The organism is Halomonas sp. AOP7-B1-5 (assembly GCF_052353045.1).
Classification (GTDB): domain Bacteria; phylum Pseudomonadota; class Gammaproteobacteria; order Pseudomonadales; family Halomonadaceae; genus Vreelandella; species Vreelandella colorata.
The window spans coordinates 31,206-52,983 of the sequence record NZ_JBQTDC010000032.1 but is presented as its reverse complement, the minus strand read 5'-3'; the positions used below and the strand labels follow the sequence as shown (position 1 = coordinate 52,983).

General features: G+C 51.4%; 13 protein-coding genes. 12 read left to right on the top strand and 1 reads right to left on the bottom strand.

Annotated features, from left to right (window positions below; genetic code table 11):
- Nucleotides 1-70 precede the first annotated feature (70 nt).
- Nucleotides 71-1,027 (top strand): sulfotransferase family 2 domain-containing protein, encoded by a 957-nt coding sequence (locus ACT3XD_RS14900; protein ID WP_192539456.1) that lies wholly within the window; start codon nucleotides 71-73, stop codon nucleotides 1,025-1,027.
- A 154-nt stretch (nucleotides 1,028-1,181) separates the two neighbouring features.
- On the opposite strand, the gene ACT3XD_RS14895 is transcribed toward ACT3XD_RS14900, so the two are convergent.
- The gene (locus ACT3XD_RS14895) at nucleotides 1,182-2,909 is read right to left on the bottom strand and encodes an SLC13 family permease (RefSeq protein WP_192539455.1); all 1,728 of its coding nucleotides are present in this window, start codon (nucleotides 2,907-2,909) and stop codon (nucleotides 1,182-1,184) included.
- Between the two features lie 184 nt (nucleotides 2,910-3,093).
- Here ACT3XD_RS14895 and ACT3XD_RS14890 point away from each other — a divergent pair, with 184 nt between their 5' ends.
- The 11 genes from ACT3XD_RS14890 to ACT3XD_RS14840 all read left to right on the top strand — a co-directional run bounded on the left by ACT3XD_RS14890 (nucleotide 3,094) and on the right by ACT3XD_RS14840 (nucleotide 21,608).
- Nucleotides 3,094-3,834 carry a helix-turn-helix domain-containing protein gene (locus ACT3XD_RS14890; protein WP_192539454.1) on the top strand — a complete coding sequence of 247 codons (741 nt, stop codon included), beginning with the start codon at nucleotides 3,094-3,096 and terminating at the stop codon, nucleotides 3,832-3,834.
- 41 nt (nucleotides 3,835-3,875) lie between these two features.
- Nucleotides 3,876-4,778, top strand: coding sequence for a sulfate adenylyltransferase subunit CysD (gene cysD / locus ACT3XD_RS14885; protein WP_192539453.1), 903 nt, complete (start codon nucleotides 3,876-3,878; stop codon nucleotides 4,776-4,778).
- Complete coding sequence (cysN, locus tag ACT3XD_RS14880) at nucleotides 4,778-6,682, top strand: sulfate adenylyltransferase subunit CysN (protein ID WP_192539452.1); 1,905 nt, start codon at nucleotides 4,778-4,780, stop codon at nucleotides 6,680-6,682. The genes cysD and cysN overlap by 1 nt, the downstream gene beginning before the upstream one ends.
- Nucleotides 6,683-6,758: 76 nt before the next feature.
- On the top strand, nucleotides 6,759-7,547 hold the full coding sequence (gene cysQ, locus ACT3XD_RS14875) for a 3'(2'),5'-bisphosphate nucleotidase CysQ (RefSeq protein WP_192539451.1): 789 nt from the start codon (nucleotides 6,759-6,761) through the stop codon (nucleotides 7,545-7,547).
- Between the two features lie 436 nt (nucleotides 7,548-7,983).
- Nucleotides 7,984-9,321, top strand: coding sequence for a phosphoglucosamine mutase (gene glmM, locus ACT3XD_RS14870; RefSeq protein WP_225736296.1), 1,338 nt, complete (start codon nucleotides 7,984-7,986; stop codon nucleotides 9,319-9,321).
- A gap of 39 nt (nucleotides 9,322-9,360) precedes the next feature.
- On the top strand, nucleotides 9,361-11,055 hold the full coding sequence (locus ACT3XD_RS14865) for a glycosyltransferase family 2 protein (RefSeq protein WP_192539449.1): 1,695 nt from the start codon (nucleotides 9,361-9,363) through the stop codon (nucleotides 11,053-11,055).
- A 43-nt stretch (nucleotides 11,056-11,098) separates the two neighbouring features.
- The gene (locus ACT3XD_RS14860; RefSeq protein WP_192539448.1) at nucleotides 11,099-13,432 is read left to right on the top strand and encodes a hypothetical protein; all 2,334 of its coding nucleotides are present in this window, start codon (nucleotides 11,099-11,101) and stop codon (nucleotides 13,430-13,432) included.
- Nucleotides 13,432-16,500 (top strand): glycosyltransferase, encoded by a 3,069-nt coding sequence (locus tag ACT3XD_RS14855; protein WP_192539447.1) that lies wholly within the window; start codon nucleotides 13,432-13,434, stop codon nucleotides 16,498-16,500. The genes ACT3XD_RS14860 and ACT3XD_RS14855 overlap by 1 nt, the downstream gene beginning before the upstream one ends.
- 126 nt (nucleotides 16,501-16,626) lie before the next feature.
- Entirely contained in the window at nucleotides 16,627-18,051 is a 1,425-nt protein-coding gene (locus ACT3XD_RS14850) for an alginate O-acetyltransferase AlgX-related protein (protein WP_192539446.1), read from the top strand.
- Nucleotides 18,052-18,137: 86 nt separating this feature from the next.
- The gene (locus ACT3XD_RS14845; protein ID WP_192539445.1) at nucleotides 18,138-20,405 is read left to right on the top strand and encodes a glycosyltransferase family 2 protein; all 2,268 of its coding nucleotides are present in this window, start codon (nucleotides 18,138-18,140) and stop codon (nucleotides 20,403-20,405) included.
- Nucleotides 20,406-20,426: 21 nt separating this feature from the next.
- Complete coding sequence (locus ACT3XD_RS14840) at nucleotides 20,427-21,608, top strand: aminoglycoside phosphotransferase family protein (RefSeq protein ID WP_192539444.1); 1,182 nt, start codon at nucleotides 20,427-20,429, stop codon at nucleotides 21,606-21,608.
- The last annotated feature ends 170 nt before the right edge of the window (nucleotides 21,609-21,778 follow it).

The window sequence follows — 21,778 nt, the reverse complement described above, 5'->3', positions numbered from 1 at the left end:
AAATGAATCCTTGCCCACTAGGCGCGAAAGTGAATGTGTCAGTGGGCGTTGTATAAAGGAGATGTAGTTCATGTCGCTTTTTTTTGTGCATATACCTAAAACAGCTGGAACAAGCTTTCGGCAGGGTGCCGAAAAATACTTTTCGTCAGAGCGAATTGTTTATGATTATGGTGCGAATTCCAAGGTAACGTCACCTCTTGCCAAAGAGTTTCTACATGCCGATCAACCTGATTTCTGGCAGTTCAGGCAGGCGCTTGATAACCCCGCCATGATTTCGGGGCATGTGCCTATCACGCGCTTTGTTTCTTTGTGGGGGGCGGGAAATACGCTTACCTTCCTGCGTGAACCACTGCAGCGTATTGCCTCTGAATATGCGCATTTTGTCAGGAATATGGATTACAAAGGGAGCTTCAAGGAATTCTATTCAGATCCGGCGATGCGTAATCGTCAGCGTAGGGCTCTCAATGGCGTGAACGTTGAGGCTATCGGGTTTATAGGTTTAACAGAACGTTATTCTGAAAGCCTGGAAGTATTGAATGATCGCTTTTCGACTCAGATTCCCGAGCGTGAAGACAACCGAGGTAAAGCGCGCCTGGAGGACCAGCACAAGCTCGATAAAGAGGATGTCGCAGAACTCAAACGCTTGAATAAACGCGATATCGAGCTTTATCAGTATGCCTCTGCACTGTTTGACTCACGCTATACGATGTTTAAGTCGAATCAACCCTGGGCGCATGCTTGCCTTGTTGAGGCCAATGCCGAGGGTGTTAGTGGCTGGGCCTGGTGGGCCGATGAGCAAGATGCGCCGTTGGAAGTCGAGCTGTGGGTCAATGATGAGCTAACCAGCACCGTACGCGCAGCAGAGCTTCGTCAGGAGTTGTGTCACTTGCTGCCTCCCCGCGGCGGGTACGTGGGCTTTCATGTGCCGTTAAAACTGTCTCCTCTTGATACGGTGCAATGTCGTATTGCCGCTACGGGGCAGCGGTTTCCGCTAAGCCCACGCCGCATCGATGAAACGGCTGCGTAATATCTTTAGGGTTAAACCAGGTCGCCGTATGAATTCGCCCTACCGTTAAGCAGGTTATATGGGGCGGATTGATGAAGGTTGGCGTATGAGGAAATTTGCCAGATAACACCATTTGTAAATCAGATGGTGTTCTGGCAGCACTAGTCAGACGCCTCTAAAACGGGAATACCAGTGGTGTAATGACCAGAACGGCGGCTGAGTAGGTAAGGCTGATCGGTAAACCGATTTTAAAGAAATCGGTAATTTTATAGCGCCCTGGTGAATAGACCATTAGGTGGGTTTGGTAGCCAAATGGAATTAAAAAGCAGGCACTGGCGCCGTATGCCACGGCCATCACAAACGGCAGCGGGTCGGCACCAAAAGCTTGGGCAGTGCTCCAGGCAACGGGGAAGGCCAATGCAGCTGCGGCGTTGTTAGTCACCGTTTCTGTCAGTAGTAGCGTCAATAGGTAGCAACCAATAAACGCGGCATAGACACCGTAACCACTGAATAGGCTCTGCATGCCGGTGGCTAATAACCCGGCCGCGCCTGAGTTTTCCAACGCTTGAGCGATGGCTAACGCCGAACCAATAATTAGCCATAGTTCAAACGGGAAGCGGCGGCGCAGCTCTGCCAGGCTAATTACTTTCATTAACAGCAGCCCGCCCAATAGTATCAGCAACCCGTGGAACAGAGGCAGCATGTTGGTGGTGGCTAACCCAATAACCGCTGCGAAGCCGCCCACGCTAAGCAGGCTCTCTTTGTTACTTAATTGTGGCCGAGTAAAACTGCCGCTTAGCAAGTGGAAGTTTCGGTCTAGATTGCGGTGCTGACGAAAATCAGCACTAACCGCTAACAGTAAGCAGTCCCCCACGCGAAGCGAAATTTTTCCTAACTGCCCCTCCAAGCGTTTTTCCCCCCGCCTTATGCCCACCACACCGGCGCTAAACATGCTGCGAAAGTCTACGTTTCGCAGCGTTTTACCTGAAAGCTCAGACTCATGGGAAATCACTACTTCTACTAGGTTAGTCGCCAGCAGGTGGTCAGCTTGATGACCAAATAGGTGTAGCCCTGGAAAGCGCTGTAACGCTTGTACCTTGCTTACTTCACCCGTGAAAACGAGCGTGTCATAGGCTTGAAGCTGCTCATCTGGTGCTACAGGGCTTATTAGTCTTCCTTGTCGTTCTATTTCCAGTAAATAAAGCCCGTCTAAGCTGCGCAGGCCGTTTTCTTCGATTGTTTTCCCAATCAGAGGAGAGTCTGGTTCCAGGTCGGCCGCTAGAAAGTAGGAAAGCTGCTCGTTGGTGTCTTCCAGCTGATGATGGGGTAAGGCGTTGGCGCGCCACATCAACACGCATAGAGTAATTAGCGCTACCGGGATTCCCACCAAGCTAAATTGGAACATGCCCAGCTCGCTGCCGGTGGCACTCAAATTAAACGAGTTCACGACCAAATTGGTAGAAGTACCTACCAGCGTAGTAATGCCGCCTAAGATAGAAGCGTAAGAGAGCGGGATCAGCAGTCGTGAAGGTGCAATACGCTGCTGGCGCGAAATGGCGCCTAAAAAGGCGGCGACCACGGCGGTGTTATTCAAGAACGCAGAAAGCACAGCTGTACTGCCCATTAAGCGTGCCGTCGCAAGCTGTGAGGAGCCCTTTAACAAAGTGCGTGAGAGCCAGTCCAGCAGGGGGGAGCGTTCAAGTGACAGCGAAACGAGAAGCAAGAGCAGTAGTGTTGCAAGTGCTGGGTTGGTGTATTGAGCGAGCAGGGTTGAGGTGTCAACCAAACCTAATAGCAAGAATATACCGGCCAAGGTGACAAAAGCGATGGCGGGCTTTAAGCGGCCGCTGATTAAAAGTACCAGTAATATTGTAATAGAAAATAGAACGGCCCAGGGGGTCATGGTGGGTCCTTGCTAATGTCAATGACGCGGTTTGCTTGCTGGATTTTACGCAGGCTTTTATGATGGTGTCTAATGTTTGCATATTCCTAAAATATTTATTCTTATAAAATATACTTAATTCAGGTGGTTAGCGATAATTTTGGGTACTAAACATTTATCGCCCGAAAAGCTTAATGAGCGCCGTATGCAAGCCGTCAAGCTGCGCTTGGATGGGGCGACGGTAGCGCTGGCTAGTCAGCAGGCTGGGCTTTCTGCGCCGACGGTTTCAGCAGCCTGGAAGGCGTTTTGTGAAGGTGGTTGGGCAGCAGTGCCGGTTCGCGCGCGTGGCCGCTCGAAGGGCCAAGCCAATGTTCTTGATGCCACTATTCAGCAACAGCTATGGGAAGTGCTTTATACGGCTCCCCCTGAGGGTCAGCCAGGCTGGAATAGTGCTGACTTGGCTATATTTTTGAAGAGAGAGCATGGCGTCGAACTGACTCGGCGTGCCATAGAGCACTGGTGGGAGCGCGAGAGGTTAAAGCACGAGCCATGGTCACTAAACACGTGGGCGAAACAACGTTCCCAACGAGGGCGATGGTATCGGCAATCGGTTGTTCCGATATTAGCTAAGCTGGGGCAGGCCGAGCTACGTTGGCAAGGTGGTGTACGCCGGGTTGCGCATACTCACCGGCCGGTTTATCAGATCTACTTACATGGAGCGCGTGGTCGGCTGTGGATGCGCTGTTTTAATCGCCCACCAGTAGCGGATGATTATCTAGCCGCAATGCAGGCGCTCATCAGTAAGAGCCAAGAAAATAAAAAGCCTGTCGTCTTGGTATTTCATGGCGCTTGGTTTTCAGCTAGCCCGGAAGTAACGGCTTGGTTGACGCAACAGACGATGTTTTGGTTAGTGCAAGTCCCTGCCGATAGCGGTGTGGCTTCTTAGCACTTAAGAACATACTTTTTCACCTAATGTTGGGATAGATGATGACATCACTCACCCATTTACAACGCTTGGAAGCTGAAAGCATCCAGATTATGCGCGAAGTGGTCGCCGAGACTGAAAATCCGGTTATGCTTTATTCTGTCGGTAAAGACTCGGCGGTAATGCTGCATTTAGCGCGTAAAGCCTTCGCGCCTTCACCACCACCTTTTCCGCTGCTACATGTTGATACCCGCTGGAAATTCCGGGCCATGTATGAATTTCGCGACAAGATGGCGGAAGATATTGGTATGGATTTGCTGGTGCATATCAATCCTGAAGGCATTGAGAAGGACATTAATCCATTTACTCACGGCTCAGCCATTCACACCGATGTAATGAAAACCGAGGGCTTGAAGCAAGCGCTGGATAAGTATGGCTTTGATGCCGCGTTTGGCGGTGCCCGGCGCGATGAAGAAAAATCGCGCGCTAAAGAGCGTATTTTTTCGTTCCGTACCGCACAGCACCGCTGGGACCCGAAAAACCAACGCCCAGAGTTGTGGAAACTGTATAACACACGTAAACACCCCAAAGAGTCGATCCGTGTGTTCCCGATCTCCAACTGGACCGAGTTGGATATATGGCAGTACATCCATCTGCAAAATATCCCTATTGTGCCGCTCTATTATGCCGCCGAACGGCCCGTGGTTGAGCGCGATGGCGCACTGATTATGGTGGATGACGAGCGTATGCCGTTAGAGCCAGGTGAAGTGCCTATGATGCGTAAAGTGCGCTTTCGGACGTTGGGGTGCTATCCGCTTACGGGTGCCGTTGAATCTGAAGCCGATACGCTGCCGGCAATTATTCAAGAAATGCTGTTGACCAAAACATCGGAACGCCAGGGTCGAGTGATTGATAATGACAGCGCGGCCTCCATGGAGAAAAAGAAGCAAGAGGGGTATTTTTAATGTCTCACTCATCTGACCTGATTGCTGATGATATCGAAGGTTACCTTAAAGCCCACGAGCATAAGGGCCTACTGCGCTTTATTACCTGCGGCAGCGTGGACGACGGCAAAAGTACTCTGATTGGCCGTTTGCTGTTTGAATCGAAGCTGCTGTTTGAAGATCAACTGGCAGCGATTGAAGCCGATTCGAAAAAGTACGGCACCCAGGGCGGCGAAATGGATTTTGCGCTGCTGGTGGATGGCCTGGCCGCTGAGCGTGAGCAAGGCATCACCATTGATGTAGCGTACCGGTTCTTCTCGACCGAGAAGCGTAAGTTTATTGTGGCGGATACCCCAGGGCACGAGCAGTACACTCGTAACATGGTCACGGGGGCTTCTACTGCCGATGCCGCTATTTTGATGGTTGATGCGCGCCGCGGTATTTTGACCCAAACCCGTCGTCATAGCTTTTTGATGTCGTTAATGGGAATGCGTCATTTAGTAGTCGCTATTAACAAGATGGATCTGGTCGATTACTCCAAAGCGCGTTTTGATGAGGTCGTTGAAGAGTATCGTGCCTTTGCCAAACAGCTGGGTTTGGAAAATATCACCTTCATTCCCATGTCGGCGCTGAAGGGCGATAACGTCATTGAACACAGCGCCAAAATGCCGTGGTACCACGGCACGACGCTGCTAGGCTATCTGGAAACGGTCGAGCTCGATGCAGAGCACCTTCAGCGCTTACCTTTCCGAATGCCGGTGCAATGGGTCAATCGCCCCAACCTGGATTTCCGTGGTTTTACCGGCATGATTGCCGGTGGCGTCGTTCGCCCGGGCGACCAAATTCGTGTGCAGCCTTCGGGTAACACCAGCTCTGTTTCACGTATTTACACGTTAGATGGTGACTTGGATGAAGCGGTGGCAGGGCAATCGATTACGCTGCTGTTGGAAGACGAAATTGATATTTCCCGCGGCGACGTGATTTCCGGCGTGGAACAGCCCGCTCACACGGCCGATCAATTTGAAACAACATTAGTGTGGATGCATGAGGCGCCATTGTTGCCGGGCCGCCCCTATTTGATGAAGCTGGGTACCCAGACAGTTTCTGCGACCGTGACCGATATCAAGTACCAGGTGAACGTTAATACCCTGGAGCATACAGCAGGCAAGCAGCTGGAATTGAACGGCATTGGGGTATGTACCATAAGTCTTAACCGTGCGGTTGCCTTTGATGCTTATAAAGACAACCAAGATACCGGCGGCTTCATTCTGATCGACCGTATGACCAATAATACGGTAGGTGCGGGAATGCTCCACTTCGCTCTTCGTCGTAGCCAGAATATTCATATGCAGCATGTGGATATTGATAAGCAGGCGCGTGCGTTAGCGAAAGGGCAGAAGCCTGCTGTACTTTGGTTCACGGGCCTTTCAGGAGCGGGCAAATCGACTATTGCGAATTTGGTTGAGAAGAAGCTGTTCAGTAGTGGGCAGCATACCTATTTGCTGGATGGCGATAATGTGCGCCATGGCTTGAACCGTGATTTAGGCTTTACCAATGCTGACCGCGTTGAAAACGTGCGCCGGGTGGCGGAAACCGCCAAGCTGATGGTGGATGCAGGGCTAATCGTGATGTCGGCGTTTATCTCGCCTTTCCGCAGCGAGCGCCAGTTAGCGCGGGATCTATTGGAGGAGGGCGAGTTCATCGAGATTTTTGTTGATGCGCCTCTGGATGTTGTTGAAGCCCGTGACCCGAAAGGCCTTTATAAAAAAGCTCGCCGAGGTGAGCTTAAAAACTTTACCGGTATTGATTCTGCCTATGAAGCCCCTGAAGCGCCGGATGTTCACTTGAAAACATCCGAAATGAACGCGGGGGAAGCAGCAGACGCGGTGATCGCAGCTTTGCGTGAACGTGGAATGATTAGCTGATTTGAATGCTCTAGCTGTCAGGTGGTAGTGACCTTGGCTACTGCTTGACAGCTTTTTTTATGCAAGGAATAAAACGATGCCTACTAACTCAGTATCCGTTATTGATCAAGCCCTGTTGGATGCGGTTGAAGTTATCGCGCGTGAAGCGGGCGATGCGATTATGAGCGTTTACGCCCGCGAGTTCAGCGTGGAAGAGAAGGAAGATAAAAGCCCGTTAACCGAAGCGGATAAAGCAGCACACAACGTTATTGTGCGCGGCCTGAAAGCGCTGCCGGTTCAGATCCCAATTCTCTCTGAAGAGGATATTGAAGGCTTTGCTGGTGCCGATACTGCTGGTCGCTACTGGTTAGTCGACCCGCTGGACGGCACTAAGGAGTTCATCAAGCGTAATGGTGAATTCACCGTCAATATTGCCTTGATTGAAAACGGTAAGCCGGTGCTCGGTGTCGTGACCGCTCCTGCGCTTGAGGTGGGTTACGTAGCAGCGAAAGGGCTGGGGGCTTTTAAGGTTGAAGCGGATGGAAGCCGTAAGGCTATTTCTGTGGCAGGTAATCCTAAAGCGGGCGTTACCTGGCGGGTAGTGGGAAGCCGTTCGCACCCCAGCCCCGATCTGGCCGCTTGGCTGGAAAAGTTGGGTGAGCACACCATGCTGCCCATGGGCAGTTCGTTAAAGTTGTGCATCATTGCCGAAGGGTTTGCTGATGCCTACCCGCGTTTAGGCCCCACCTGTTTATGGGATACCGGCGCCGCCCACGCGGTAGTGCTGGAAGCCGGTGGGCGAGTAGAAACCCTGGAAGGTACACCGCTTAGCTACGCCAACCCCAGCGAAAAGCTCAATCCCTATTTTGTGGTATGGGGGAATTAAGCAAGGCGCCATCGGTTTTTGTTTTAGCACCTTCTCGATATTGGCGGTTTTCGTAGCGCACCCGCGGGAGCAGCGCGCAGCGGTGCTGGGGTTAGGTTCGTGTAGGCATTGTTGGTTGCCCTTGGGCGTCGTTCCGCCGCCTCCCGAGGGTGCCTCATTCGCTCGTGCCTCGCGAGATTCGTTACCGCGCGCTACGGTATGTGCACTCATTTGAATGGGTGGTTTTTCGTATCGCGGCGTAAGTCCCGCGATCTGTAATAAGGGCCACACCCGCGGATGTATCTTATATTCGTTCCCCTCAGATACTCGTTACCCCGCTCTGCAAGGCTTATACTCCTGACGATTCACGATTCACGATTCACGATTCACGATTCACGATTCACGATTCACGATTCACGATTCACGATTCACGATTCACTTCTTAGGTTACTAAATGATGCGACAATATTTTGGCACGGACGGTGTACGCGGTCGTGTGGGGGAGTTCCCCATGACGCCTGGTTTTGCTATGAAGTTGGGCTGGGCAGCCGGTCAGGTACTGGGCGCTGAAGGCGTTAAAGAGGTTTTAATTGGTAAAGATACCCGTGCCAGCGGCTATATGCTGGAGTCCGCGTTAGAGGCGGGTTTTTCGGCGGCGGGGGTGAATGTTGCTTTGGTCGGGCCGTTGCCTACCCCTGGCGTTGCTTATTTAACGTCTACCTTTCGGGCGGATGCAGGTGTTGTGATTAGTGCTTCGCACAATCCATTTTACGATAACGGCATCAAGATATTTGCCCAGGGCGGCCGCAAGCTAACCGATGAGCAGGAGCAGGAAATCGAGCGCTGGCTTCAGGTGGCTATTGAAGGCGGCATGACGTGCGTAGAATCTGACAAACTTGGCAAAGCACGCCGTATTGATGATGCTGCGGGTCGTTATATTGAATACTGTAAAGCGGTTTTACCCGGTCATTTAAGTTTGAATGGCCTGAAAATAGTCGTCGATAGCGCCAATGGTGCTGCCTACAAGGTGGCGCCTGCTGTGTATAGTGAACTCGGCGCTGAGTTAATCAGCATTCATGATAAGCCCAATGGCGTGAACATTAATGCCCACTGCGGCGCAACGGCTATGCAGAGCCTACGTGCCGCGGTACTGGAACACCAGGCAGATATGGGGATAGCGCTGGACGGCGATGCCGACCGCCTGATGATGGTTGACCATACCGGTATAGTAGTGGATGGCGATGAGCTGCTATACCTATTAGCCAAAGACGCCAAAGCCGAAGGCTATAACGGCGGCGTCGTAGGCACGAAGATGAGCAATCTTGGTTTGGAGCAGGCGCTTGCGGCCATAGATGTTCCATTTAAACGTGCCAAGGTGGGTGACCGCTACGTAATGGCGCAGCTAAAGAAAACCGGCTGGCGCTTAGGTGGAGAAGGCTCAGGCCACTTACTAAGCCTTGACCATGCCTCTACGGGTGATGCCATTATTGCCTCATTGAGGGTGCTTACCTGTTTGCTGCAGCAGCAGGCAACGCTGTTCGAAGCCAAGCAAGACATGCAGAAACTGCCGCAAACGCTGATTAATGTCCGCTATACCGCCCAGCAAGGGCACGACCCCCTTGAAGACCCTGCGGTAAAGCAGGTGGTTATAGAGGTAGAACAGTTGCTGGGGCAAACTGGCCGTGTGCTGTTGCGTAAGTCGGGCACTGAACCATTGATTCGGGTAATGGTAGAGGCCGTCGATGCAGGTCAAGCTCAGGCATGTGCTCAGCGTATCGCTGATATGTTTACCTAGTTGACCAATAGATTGTCCTGTAATGCGAGGTAGTGACTTTTGACATCAACTTCAACGCTTGGCCTGCCCAATAAGCATGCATCAGAAGGTCGTTTGTCAGATATTACTGATATCGAGCAAAGCCCTTGGTTTGATGCTGAGTGGTATATGCTGCAGTACCCCGATGTGGCGGTATCAGGAATGTCGCCTGCACAGCACTATCTTTTATTGGGGGAGGCTTGGGGGCGAAGAGCAGGCCCGCGGTTTGATGCGGAGTATTATCTTAATAGCCATCCGGATGTAGCCAAAGCAGGTATCAGCCCGTTACTGCACTTCACGCGTAATGGTGAAAAAGAGGGGCGTTGGCCTGTTCGGCTCAGAGCTAATGAGCTTGAGGAGTTGCTCTGGCAACAAACCCGCACCATATCGCAGCTTAGTGCTCTAGAGAGGCTGCTTACTCACCAGGACCCTTGGGAGGCAAGCTATGCTGCCTGGGCGTTAGGCCGTTGGTATGCCTGGCAAGGTGAGTGGCAATGCTGTGCGGATATATTGGCACATCGCTATCAGCTGACCGACGCTAAGCCTGCTACGCCAGCCCCCAGATTGTTGGAGATAGAAGCTCTAATCAACACTGGGCAGCTAGTAGAAGCTTGGCGGCGTATCCAGCAGCTAGAAGAGACGTTTCCGAATTATCTGGATACCTCGCTAGCGTTATCCAACGTGTTTGCTGTGCAAGCCTCTGCCTACGCGAGGAGCAGTTCTAAACAGGCCGTAGCGCTTACAGAGCAGCTTCGTTTGCAGCATATCAATACGCTGTTTGTGAGTGCCAATCTGTCTCCTATCATGCTTAAAGATGATAACCAGCCGTTAACGCTTGATAACCTGATCTCAGAAAGCCCAGAAGCGGCCTACTCTGCGGTGATAAATGAGAAGGGCTGGGTCAATGATGAGAAAGACTGGGCAAATGGTGAGAAGAGCTTAGTCAGTATTATCATGCCCGTATTTAACGCTGAAAAGCATCTTGAAACAGCACTGCATAGCCTAGCCCGGCAATTGTATACGGATTTGGAAGTTATTGTAGTAGATGATGCTTCTACCGATAACACCTTGACCATAGCTCAAGCATTCAGCCAGCAGGATGCACGCTTTCGTGTATTGGCCCAGCCCAGAAACCAGGGCGCTTATGCAGCGCGCAATCGGGGCTTGGCAGCATCGAAGGGCGCTTTTATTACCGTTCACGATAGCGATGACTGGTCGCATCCACAAAAAATTGAATTACAGGTGAAGGGCTTGAAGACCCAGCCAGCCTGGAAGGCATGTTTTAGTGATTGGGTCCGTTGTTCTACCGAACTAATGTTTAACCGCTGGCGTCTGGAAGCGCTGGATGGCTGGATTTATCGTAATACGTCATCGTTTATGTTTCGCCGCGAGGTTTTCGAAACATTAGGCTTTTGGGATGTTGTGAGAGTAGACGCGGATACTGAGTATTTTCAGCGGTTTACCGCTGCCTTTGGCGTTAAGGCCTTTGGCGGAGTCAAGCGAGGCGTTCCACTTGCTTTCGGGCGCAGCTTACCTACTTCTCTTAGTCAGGCTGGGCCTACTCATCTTGTTACTCAGTTCAAGGGAGTACGCTGTGAGTATCGTGAGGCAGCAGCCCAGTGGCATGCAGGTGCCGACCAGCCAAGCGATTTGTATCTGTCAGATAATCCTAAAACCCGTCCCTTCCCATCGCCAGCTGCCAACTTGCCCGGTTAAGCTGGTATTCTATTGTTAATTTATTACGTGTCAGGAATTCATTGTGAGCCAGCAACAGCATCAGGTAGCACCACACGCCGCCACGGAACTCGCTATTAAACCCTCCATTAATACCTTGGCCCAGGGGTCGATGTTCTGGCAGCCTGATTACCGCGAGCCTTCTGCTTGGCTGGAGCACCTGCCGTTTCTGTTTTGGTTGATTGAAGCATTACGGCCGCAGCAGTCGGTAGGGCTGGGGGTCGATGATGTCGCCCACTTTGCGGTTTGCCAGGCGGCGTCGCGCCTTCGCTTAGGTACTCGCTGTTACATGGTAGGTGATGATGTAAAAAACAAGCAGGATGCCGAAGCGATACGTGCTTATGCCGCCGATCATTTTGCCACTACCAGCCAATGGCTTGAAACAAGCCCCACACGGGCGATAGAGCAGTTTGATGAAGGCTCGGTTGATCTGTTGTTGTTGCATTTAGAAGCCGATGACAACAGCGTGGATTACCTGCTAGACCGCTGGTTATCTAAGCTTTCCTCCCAAGGCCTCGTCATAGTGCCGGGCGTGGCTCGCCGGGAGCCTGGCTGCCTTGTGTTCCGTGCCTTTGATACTATCAAGGCCCGTTATCCTCACTTTGTATTCCACCATGCCGGTGGGCTGGGCGTTATTGCAGTAGGCAATGAGCTGCCTCCTCTGGTTAACAACTTGTTGGGCGCGCTGGAATCAAATGCTTCTACCCAAGTAGTGCAGGATGTGTTCGCACGCCTTGGCCGTAGCTGTCAGGATAAAGTGACTGTTCGACAGCAGCAGGCACTTTTTCAATCGCTGGAAGCGCGTGTCACCGAGCAGGCAAACAGTCTTGCCGATGCTGAGCAAACGATAACGCATCAGGCAGAGCAGCTGCGCCAGGCAGATGATGAGCGCGGCAAGCTTAAGTCACGCCTTGAGCAGCAGGAGGCGCGATTTGCTCACGAACGCGGCCGGTTAGCTGAGCAAGTTAGTGCGCTTGAAGAGTTCAAAGCTGAGCTGAAAAAAGAGTTGATGCGCCAGCGTGAACAGAGCGAGCGCTATGCGGCTGAGACAAGCGATCACGCTCAAGCGGCCAAAGAAAGCGGTCAATTGCTCAACCAAGCCCAGCAGCAGTTAGAAGCAAAGGTGAATCAGTTAGCCGAACAAAATAAGCAGCTAGCAGAAAAGGATAAGCAGCTAGAAGAACAGGATAAACAGCTAGCAGAAAAGGATAAGCAGTTAGCCGAAAAGGATAAGCAGCTAGAAGCAAACGATACGCAGTTAGAAGAAAAGGATAAAGAGTTACTCGTCGCACGTGAAGAGAACGCTCAGTTAACCAGCAAGCTTGAGCAAACCGAGCATTCCCTTGCTGACGCTCAATCGCAAGTCTTGGCTTTGCGAAACCGGGGGCAGGCGCTTGAAGGTGAAGTGAAAGAAACAAAACAAATGCTGGATACGCGGTTTAGCGAGCTGGCAAAATTGACCAACCTGCTTGAAGCTAATGAGCAAAGTTTGCGAGAGGCGCACGAAGAAAGCGCTGAATTAACCCGCAAATTGCAGAAAACCGATGCCTCCTTACAAGCCCGCTTTAATGAGCTGGGCCAACTAACACGCAAGCTTCAGGAAGCCGAGCAGCGCATCAGCGAGGGGGAAAAAAACCGCGCTGATATTGAGCAGCAAATGGCTCGACAAAAAACGACGTATGAAAAAGAGCAAGCGGCGTTATCTGCTCAGTTAAAGGCTTTAGCTGAGCGCGAAAAAGCTGCCCTTGGTAGCGTTGACGAGCGTTTCAGCGAACTAGCGGTGCTCACTGACCTGCTAGAGAAAAATGAAGCCCAGCGGGAGCAGCTAGCGCGCGATTTAGCAGCGGCAAATGATGCTGCCACGATGGCCAGGCAGAAGTGGGAGGCGGATGCTAAAGCTAACCGTGAAACTCAAGCGCAGCAGCGTCGCGAGATAGAGCGTCAGGCACATGAGCTTGCTGACCTTGTTAGTCAGCTTGAAGCACAGCGTAATAATGAGAATAACGGCGACACTGCCTCATTAACGGTAGCTCCAGTAGTGCCCAGTGTTGCCAAGCCCCCCCCCTTAACGAAGCGTGCTATTAAGCGTCAGGCTGCACTCATTGAAGCGAGCCAGTGGTTTGATGCGAAATGGTATTTAGCGCAGTACCCGGATATTGCGTCAGACGCCAAAATGTCTGCCAACCCAGCCCGGCACTATTTGTTGATGGGCGGCTTTGAAGGTCGTAATCCAGGACCTGGTTTTGATTCGGCTTACTATTTGGCGCATAACCCCGATGTAGTAGAAAGCGGCATTAACCCGCTGATTCACTATCTGAAATTTGGTGAAAAAGAACAGCGCAGTGTTAAGGGGCAATAATGAGTAACGCTAACCGTACATTGTTACTTGATGCGGGGTTATTTGACGAAACGTGGTATCTAAACCGTTATCCCGATGCGTCGTATAGTCAGCTATCTGCTCTCGATCATTTTTTAAACTATGGTTGGGCGCTTGGGCGCTGCCCTGGGCCAGGTTTTGACCCACAAACTTATCAGCAGCGTTACCCTGATGTTGGTCTTTCAGAGCTGGACCCGTTACTACACTATCTTCGCCATGGCCGTCATGAAGGGCGCCTTGGGCAGGCGGACGCAAACGCTGTTCACCAAGCTGCTAGATTGGCGGTAGTAGTCCATGCCTATCACTTGGATTTAATCGCGTCGCTGGCTGATCGTCTAGCGCTGCTAAGTGAGCCGTTTGATTTATTCATAACGACACCCCATGCAAAAGATACTGCCGAAATAATGGCGTTACAGCGCCGCTTTACAGGCGCTGAAGTAGTGACTTGTCCAAACCGAGGGCGTGATATTGCGCCGTTCTTTTCGCTATTGCCTCGCTTGCAGCGCTATGAGCTGTGCTTGAAGCTGCACACCAAGCAGGGGGTTACACCTGTCGCCAGGCAGTGGCGTGAGGCGTTGCTGCGTAACGTATTGCCAAATCGCGATGGCGTACGGCAGTTAGTGGCCAAGCTGCGCAGTGATACTCGTTTACAGCTCGCTGGTCCAAAGTCTCTCTTTATGAGCCAACAGGCTATGCGTTTCGGTAATGGCCCTTGGTTGGAGCGCTTAGCGCCTCGCTTAAATGTTCCTATTGAAAATGATTGGGGCTTTTTTGCTGGAAGCATGTTTTGGTGTCGTCCCCAGGCGCTTGCCGCACTGGCTGAGGAAGTGTCTAAGCAGGCCTTCGAGCCAGAAACTGGCCAACAGGATGGTGAGCTGGCCCATGCACTGGAGCGGTTAGCCGCGGGGGTGATTCAGCCGCAATCAGAGCGGCTTTTATTGCTTTCGCAAGCCGCCTCTGGTGAGTTCTCAATGACGCCCTACCATTCGGGGATGCCGCTTGAGCGCACCATGCCGTCTCAGTTGCTGGTTGGCGATGATAGCGGTTCACGCTTGGTTAATAACACCGAGTCAGTAGAAAATCTTCTGTTGGCGGGTGACCTGAATTTAAACGGGGGGATGGCCATTTGCGGTTGGCTGGCCTCGCGTGCTTCTTCTGTGCCGCGTAAGGTGCGGGTTCGTATAGATAGCCAATATGAAATTGAGGCCCAAGCGGATCAGTATCGTTCAGACCTGCGTGATAACGGCTTACATGATGGCCGCCATGCGTTTGAAGTCTATCCTCCGCTTGAATTGGTAGATGGCGAGAACCACCAAATCGAACTGATTGATTCTGCCAGCGGCCAGACGGTTGCCAAAGGTAAGGCGCGCTGGGCGTTTAAGCGCAGTTTCAGTGATTTTGCCGGATACTTGGCCCACGGCTTGGTTGATCCTTACATGCCGCGCCCATTCCGTGAGGCGGATAAACGCTGCTTGGCGGCTATGGAGAATGTGGCCGATGCGTTAGTGCGAGATGCAGAGGCGTTGGATAACGCGCCGCTGGTATCGGTTATCATGCCTTGTTTTAACCGGCTTGAGACTATTGAAGCTGCTGTTGAGTCGGTATGCCGTCAGTCGTATGAACATTGGGAATTGCTGTTGGTAGATGATGGCAGCACCGATGGAACGCGGGAGTGGTGCCAGCGGCGAACCGCTACGGATAGCCGCATTAAAATGATTGCTCTAAAGAGCAACGGCGGCGTATCGGTTGCCCGTAACAGGGGGCTTGCCGCTTCTAAAGGGCATTATTTGGCTTACCTGGATTCTGATAATACGTGGGATCCGCGTTATTTAGCTGCCATGATAGGCGCGTTTAGCCGTGAACCTGACGCAGAGGCGCTTTATTCGGGTCTTTACCATTATGCAGGTAACGCCTCGGAGCCAGCAGGGGTTTTATTTGGACCTCTAAACCGCGCGTTATTGTTTAATAAGAACTATGTGGATCTTAACGCCTTTTGTCATACCCGGGCGGCTTATGAACGCTGCGGCGGCTTTGATGAAACGCTACCCAGATTTGTCGATTGGGATCTGATTCGCCGCTATAGCAAGCAGTTACGCCTTTGTTCAGTGCCTGTCGTATTGACTCACTATTATTTTGGGAGAACGACTAATACGCTAACGGCCAACGCCCAATACAGTGGTTATCTTGAGCGGGTGCGTGAAGCAACTGGCCATCAGTGGGCGCCCGTTTCTTCTGCGGGTCTACAGCGTGGCATATCAGTGGTTATTCCAAGCTATGAGTCGTTGGACGATTTGCGTGATTGCTTGGCAAGCTTGGAGGCGTTGGCGTTAGGCGACAAGCTTGAGGTCATTATTGTTGATAATGATTCCTCGTCACCGGTTAAGGATTTTTTAAAGGAGGCTCAGGCCGCAGGACGTTTGCGGGCGATCTTTAACACGTGTAATTATGGGTTTACTCAGGCGGTCAACCTGGGATTGGCAGCCGCTAACCCTGAGCATGATCTGGTTCTGCTCAATAATGATGCACTTGTTGAGCAAGGCGCGCTGGAAGCCATGCAGTCAGCGGCTACATGTTTACCCGAGTGTGGTTTGATAGTGCCTCAACAGATATTGCCGGGGGACACGCCGACACTAACTACCCATGTGCCTTATGCCGACCCTTCGCAACCTTGTGATGTTAATCTTTCAGCACATCACGGCAATATTGTGCCACCGCCACTGCTGCATGATGGGCAGGTGCTGGAGGTAAGTTTTGCACCTTTCTTCTGCGTCTATATCCCCCGCGAAACATATCGCCGTGCTGGGCCTCTGGATGCTCAGTTTGGGCGGCATTATCGCTCCGACCGCATTTACTGCGATGTAGTAAGGCATTTATTGGGCCTGCGTATTTATCACGTTAGTGATGCCTGCGTTGTCCATAAATTGCAAAAATCCACACGCGTACTTTCTGACCGGTCAAATAGTCAATTTGATCTTATGTTCAAGCAAAATCAGTGGGATGAGACAACTCGTCTGTCGCTGGGTTTTCGTAAAGCGGTGTGGGATATCTGATTAGTAGAACATCACTTTTCGTATTGCAGCACTTTCCATTAAGGAAGGTGTCTTAACGGCTAGTTGGCCCATTGCATCGGCCTGATCAAGTGTTCTTGTAGTCAGCTATGGACGGTTTTACTAAGAATGATTGAAAACACAGGTCTTAAGCGCCCCTTGGGGACGCCAGCTGTACGCTTCACACGGTTTGTTAAACGTTTAGTTGAACGTGAAACGCTGGGCAGTAATACCGCTGGGCTGCGTTGGCACCTTGATTTTCCTGATAGTCAGCGTTCTCCTTGGATACTTCCAGGGGGCTGGGTAGTGCAAGGTTGGCTTGTATTGCCCGATTCGTTAGCCGAGTGGGTGGGCAAGGTCGAAATCGTGGCCCGATGGGGTAAGACATTCGAGCTGAGTCATCCTCTTTCGATACGACGCCCTGATGTTATTGAGGCGATATTTGGAACGGAAACGGCAGAGCATCCTCAGGTACAGTGCGGCTTTCGTTTTACGGTACCTCATTTTGTAGATCAGTTTTCGCTATTTATTCGTTTGGGTGATGATCAGTCGCTGCTTACTCTGGTTGAGATGTCTCACGATCATATCGATAAGGCGTCCCCACCTACAATCAAGGTGCTTGAAGGAAAGCAGGGGTGGCTATTTCTGGATAATGATACTAACGGGAGCGTTGATCAATATCGTGGTCGGCTGCGTTTAACGGATGAGGGCATTAGCCAGTGGCAGAAATATTTACAAGGCGTCACACAGATTGCTAACAGCATCAGTGCTGCTCACGCAGTGCTGGTGGCGCCCTCTAAAGAAAGTGTCATGGGGCCTCACTACCACCCTTTTGCAGAGGGCAGTAGTGGCCCCATACAGCAATTATTGGCCTTGCCTGAAGCGCGCAATATCGTGTACCCACAAGCGCATCTAGCTCAGCTGGGAGATGGTGCCTTTATTCGCACTGATACCCACTGGACGCAACAGGGGGCCATGGTAGCTACGAAAGCGTTAGCGGTGGCCATGAGCCTTGACCCAGGCGCAGTAGATGCAGTATTTGCCAAGGATAAGTATAAACAGCGTAAATTCACGGGTGATCTGGGTAATAAATTTACCCCAGAGCGTCATTGTAATATACAGACATTAAGTACGTTTAACTTTATTAAGTATCGTCATTTTGATAATTGCTTACCCAATTTTGGGCGCTTGATGCTAGTAGTTAATGAGCAGGCGCTGATACCCGAGATCTGCTTAATATTTGGCTCCTCCTCAAGTTATTCGATGATGAATTATGTCTGTCGTCTGTTTAAGCAGGTGGTTTTTGTTCACAGCGCAGGCACCCTCGATCCAGAGCTGATTAAAGCAGTCAATCCGGCTTATTTAGTAGTGCAAACGAATGCGCGGTTTGTGGTTCAGGTGCCGGGAGTCAAGCAGTCACTGCTGGAGTTGATTCATGAAAAGCGTGCTCGCTTATCCAAAGACGAAAGGGCTTCCGTAGCTAAGCGACGTATTGATGTCGAGCCGGATGATGTGCTGGTGCATAAACTTAATTTAATTCCTTGGCTTGTGTAGCAGGGGCTTATAGCAGGCTGATGAACGGTAGCCGCAGGGCTGCTACCATGCTCGCTCCATATCCGGCGGATAAGACACTTTTTTGAATGAATGCTACTCAAACATCACGAGATACGTCTTGGTATCCTCATCACCGCAGCCCCCGGCAGTTTATTCCGTTACAGCAAATAAAGGTTGCGGCATCTCCTGGTGAATGGCATTCACTGGGTGCTGACCCGCTTTTTGCATTAGAGGGGCAGCTACCGCTACCGGGCTGGAATATGCTGGAGTTGGATGAGGAAAGTAGTGTTAGCGGTGTTGTCGCTACGCTAACGCTTGAGTCTTCTCGACGGCAGGTTACTTTTGACTTTCCAGTACGTCAGGGGAAAGTAACCAAGCGGTTGGTCTTTGTGCCATTTGGCGTTAAACGAGTAACCTTTGTTCCTATGAATGCCGCGGGCACCTTTACCCTGCGGCATTTCCAGTTCGTTTGGCTAACCCCCATGTTTGCTCACAACCGCCTACTTCAGCGGCTGGCCAACATGCACCAGCACTATCGCGACCTGCCCCTGGCCGAGGTAAAGCAGAGCTTGCAGCAACAGGCAAGCAAGCAGAGCCGGAAGTGGCAAAGCATAGCGCTTGAGGACTACGACAGCACCTTTATCAGCATGTCGACGCGTCGCCACTATCAGCAGTGGATTCGCCAGATTGAACAGCGCCGTGCGCCGAGCGATCATGATGTTGCAATTCGGACCAATGTCCATGCCTTTGAAAGTAGTGTTTTATTGGTCTGCCCTCATTGCAGTGCTACGAATGAGTGTTTGGATGACTTTAAACATAAATTGGCCATCAGTTTGGCAAGCTTGGCGGAACAGGCACTTGCGCCGCGCCGGGTACTGCTTCTAATAACACCTGGCCGTCATAAAGAGCTAAGTGATTGGTTGAAGCAATGGCAGCGTGAATTATCGGTTCTTGTCGTGCGTGAAACGGAAGCGCTAAGTGTGGCTGCCCAGCGCTTGGAAGCGCTTTCTTACTGTGAGAACACCTGGGTATGGTTTTTACGCCTTGGCGATCGCTTGGCTGAAAATGCTTTATTCTATGCTGCTTGTATCGCACACGATAATCCCCAAGCTCAGATGTTAATTGCCGATGAGGACAGCCTTGACGAGCATGGCATACGCCACTCGCCAGTGTTCAAGCCGGAATATAATCCCGACTTGCTACTCTCAATGCCGTACATGGGGAGAGCGGTATGCTACCAGCATGCATTTGTTCCCAGGCTGGCGGTGGAAAGCTGCGCAGGGCAGGTTAATAACGCCAACTGGTTGGATTACGCGCAAACCTTGAGTGTAACTCGACGGCGTGATTTTATGGCTACAAAGCTGGCGCATATACCGCATATTGCTTACCACGGCGTACCGGAACAGGTGAGTACGTCGTTTGTTTCATTGGTACAGCAACACCTTAATCAGCTTGATACTAGCGCTCAGGTGCGTGACGGCCTGCTATCGGGTACCCAGCGCGTGCGCTGGCCGATGCCCAGTCCAGAGCCTTTGGTAAGCCTTTTGGTGCCGACGAGGAACGGGGTGGATATTTTACGCCCTTGTGTCGATGCGATATTAGATCGCACCGATTACTCCCACTTTGAGCTGATCATTCTGGATAATCAGAGCACATGCACTGAAACGCTGGCTTATTTACACGATGTGGAAGGGCGGGATTCTCGGGTTAAAGTGCTGCACTGGGATCATCCCTTCAACTACTCATCAATTAATAACTTTGGCGCGGCTCAGGCGCGTGGCAGCATCATTGGGTTAATCAATAATGATGTTGAGCCAATAGAGGGCACGTGGCTGACCGAGATGGTAGAGCAGGTTTCGCGCCCAGAGATTGGCTGCGTGGGTGCCAAACTCTATTACCCTAACGATACCGTGCAACATGGCGGGGTGATTCTAGGGCTAGGCGGTTTGGCAGGCCACGCGCATCGTTTTTTTCAGCGTGATGAAGACGGCTATATGGGCCGTTTGAAAGTCACTCAGAACCTTTCAGCCGTGACCGCTGCCTGCCTGCTGCTTCGCAAGTCGGTATTCGACGAAGTGAATGGCCTGAACGAGGCTGACTTGGCCGTGGCGTATAATGATGTGGATTTATGCATCAAGGTGCGTGAAGCCGGTTATCGTAATCTTTGGACGCCTTATGCAGCGCTTTATCATCACGAATCAATTTCTCGCGGTGCAGATGACACCCCTGAAAAGCGTGCTCGATGGTTAAGTGAATATGCCTACATGCGTAAAGCCTGGGGTGAATTGCTTGATAGCGACCCAGCCTATAATCCTAACTTAACATTAGTGCACGAAGATTTTTCGTTACGGTAAACAGCGTCGATTAGAGTACCCATGTTGAAACCTATAAAGAAAACGGCTGTACTCGGCTTTGTGGATAGGGTGTGTGAAAAGGCGGTGAGTGGTTGGAGTTTATCGCCTTATGTCATTGTTATGGTAAATGGTCAGGAACGTTGTCGTCTTGCTTGCAGCCGTTATCGTGAGGATGTCAAAACGGCAGGGCTATCGCTTTGTGGCAACGTAGGGTTTTATCAAAAATTAGTGCTGGCGCATGGGGATGTGGTGAGGGTCGTAACACAGCAAGGGGTACCGTTGCGGCATAGTCCTTGGCTTTTTAGGGACTCACAGCGAGGGGATTGGTTACCTATGACCTTGTCTCATCAGCACGCTGAGTACAATGCCGTCGCTGAACTTCCTAGCCAGTTATCGGTAGAAGGCTTTCAACCATTATTTGGGCAGTCTGGGCGGCGTGTAGCGGGAGCGGTGCTTCAAGTCGCTAACCAAGCGCCGGTAGTGGTGCGTTTTGATGTAGACCACGCGGCTCATACTAATGTGATGCAGTTATACGACAAGATAATAAAACCACGCCAGCTTGCTGCGCCGCTACTATTAACAGCGCTTCCTCAGAAGGGCAGTATTTTACAAGTATTTGCCTATCAACAAGGTGTCACGCTGGATAAAATTGGCAATGGCTGGGAGGAGTGGGTGCCGATGGTTATGGCGCAGTTGCTCACTCTTCAACAAGCAGGCGTGGCAGAGCGAGGCTCTTTAAAGCGCCGGGCTAGCCGCCTTAGAAGCCTGTTATATAAATTATTTCCTTTGGTGTTTGCGCAAGCCTTAAGAGAAAATTTTAATAAGCGTGAATTAGCATTTCTTCTTGTGTTGGTGCGTATTACGGCCCGCTTGCCTCGCGTGTTGTCACATGGTGATCTGCATCGTAATAATGTACTTATCGATACCCAGCAGCGGCAGGTGGCTCTGATTGACTGGGACCGGTGGGGTTATCTTCCCTTAGGGTTTGACGCTGCGCTGCTATTGCGTGGCTTACCATGGCATGCAGTTGAGCCATTAGTAGGCAAAAATGTCGAGCAACAGTTAGGTGCTTTTGTATTTACCTATCTTTTTCAATGTTTAGACGTTGTGAACTTTGCGCGCTCTGAAGAGGCCGCTTTGCTGCGTGCCCGTATTTATGAGTTATATAAACAGTTAAAACCGGATGCCGCTAAAAGCAAGTAGCCCGATGGTCTTATCAATATTCCCCGTAGGGCTCCAGCCTGGCGCGGATGGAACGCGAGCGGTGCTGGGTTTCGATGCCATGTAGCGCGTGGTAAGCGCTAGCGTACCCGCAGCGGCGGCCCGGCGCGGTAGCATTGCGCAGCGATGCCGGGGTTGGGTGGCAAAGCCAG

Bases quoted from the DNA above. Each gene is read 5' to 3' on its own strand.
- glmM (WP_225736296.1), top strand. From the start codon at position 7,984: ATGCGACAATATTTTGGCACGGACGGTGTACGCGGTCGTGTGGGGGAG.
- ACT3XD_RS14900 (WP_192539456.1), top strand. From the start codon at position 71: ATGTCGCTTTTTTTTGTGCATATACCTAAAACAGCTGGAACAAGCTTT.
- ACT3XD_RS14840 (WP_192539444.1), top strand. From the start codon at position 20,427: ATGTTGAAACCTATAAAGAAAACGGCTGTACTCGGCTTTGTGGATAGG.
- cysD (WP_192539453.1), top strand. From the start codon at position 3,876: ATGACATCACTCACCCATTTACAACGCTTGGAAGCTGAAAGCATCCAG.
- cysN (WP_192539452.1), top strand. From the start codon at position 4,778: ATGTCTCACTCATCTGACCTGATTGCTGATGATATCGAAGGTTACCTT.
- cysQ (WP_192539451.1), top strand. From the start codon at position 6,759: ATGCCTACTAACTCAGTATCCGTTATTGATCAAGCCCTGTTGGATGCG.
- ACT3XD_RS14890 (WP_192539454.1), top strand. From the start codon at position 3,094: ATGCAAGCCGTCAAGCTGCGCTTGGATGGGGCGACGGTAGCGCTGGCT.
- ACT3XD_RS14845 (WP_192539445.1), top strand. From the start codon at position 18,138: ATGAATGCTACTCAAACATCACGAGATACGTCTTGGTATCCTCATCAC.
- ACT3XD_RS14895 (WP_192539455.1), bottom strand. From the start codon at position 2,909: ATGACCCCCTGGGCCGTTCTATTTTCTATTACAATATTACTGGTACTT.
- ACT3XD_RS14855 (WP_192539447.1), top strand. From the start codon at position 13,432: ATGAGTAACGCTAACCGTACATTGTTACTTGATGCGGGGTTATTTGAC.
- ACT3XD_RS14850 (WP_192539446.1), top strand. From the start codon at position 16,627: ATGATTGAAAACACAGGTCTTAAGCGCCCCTTGGGGACGCCAGCTGTA.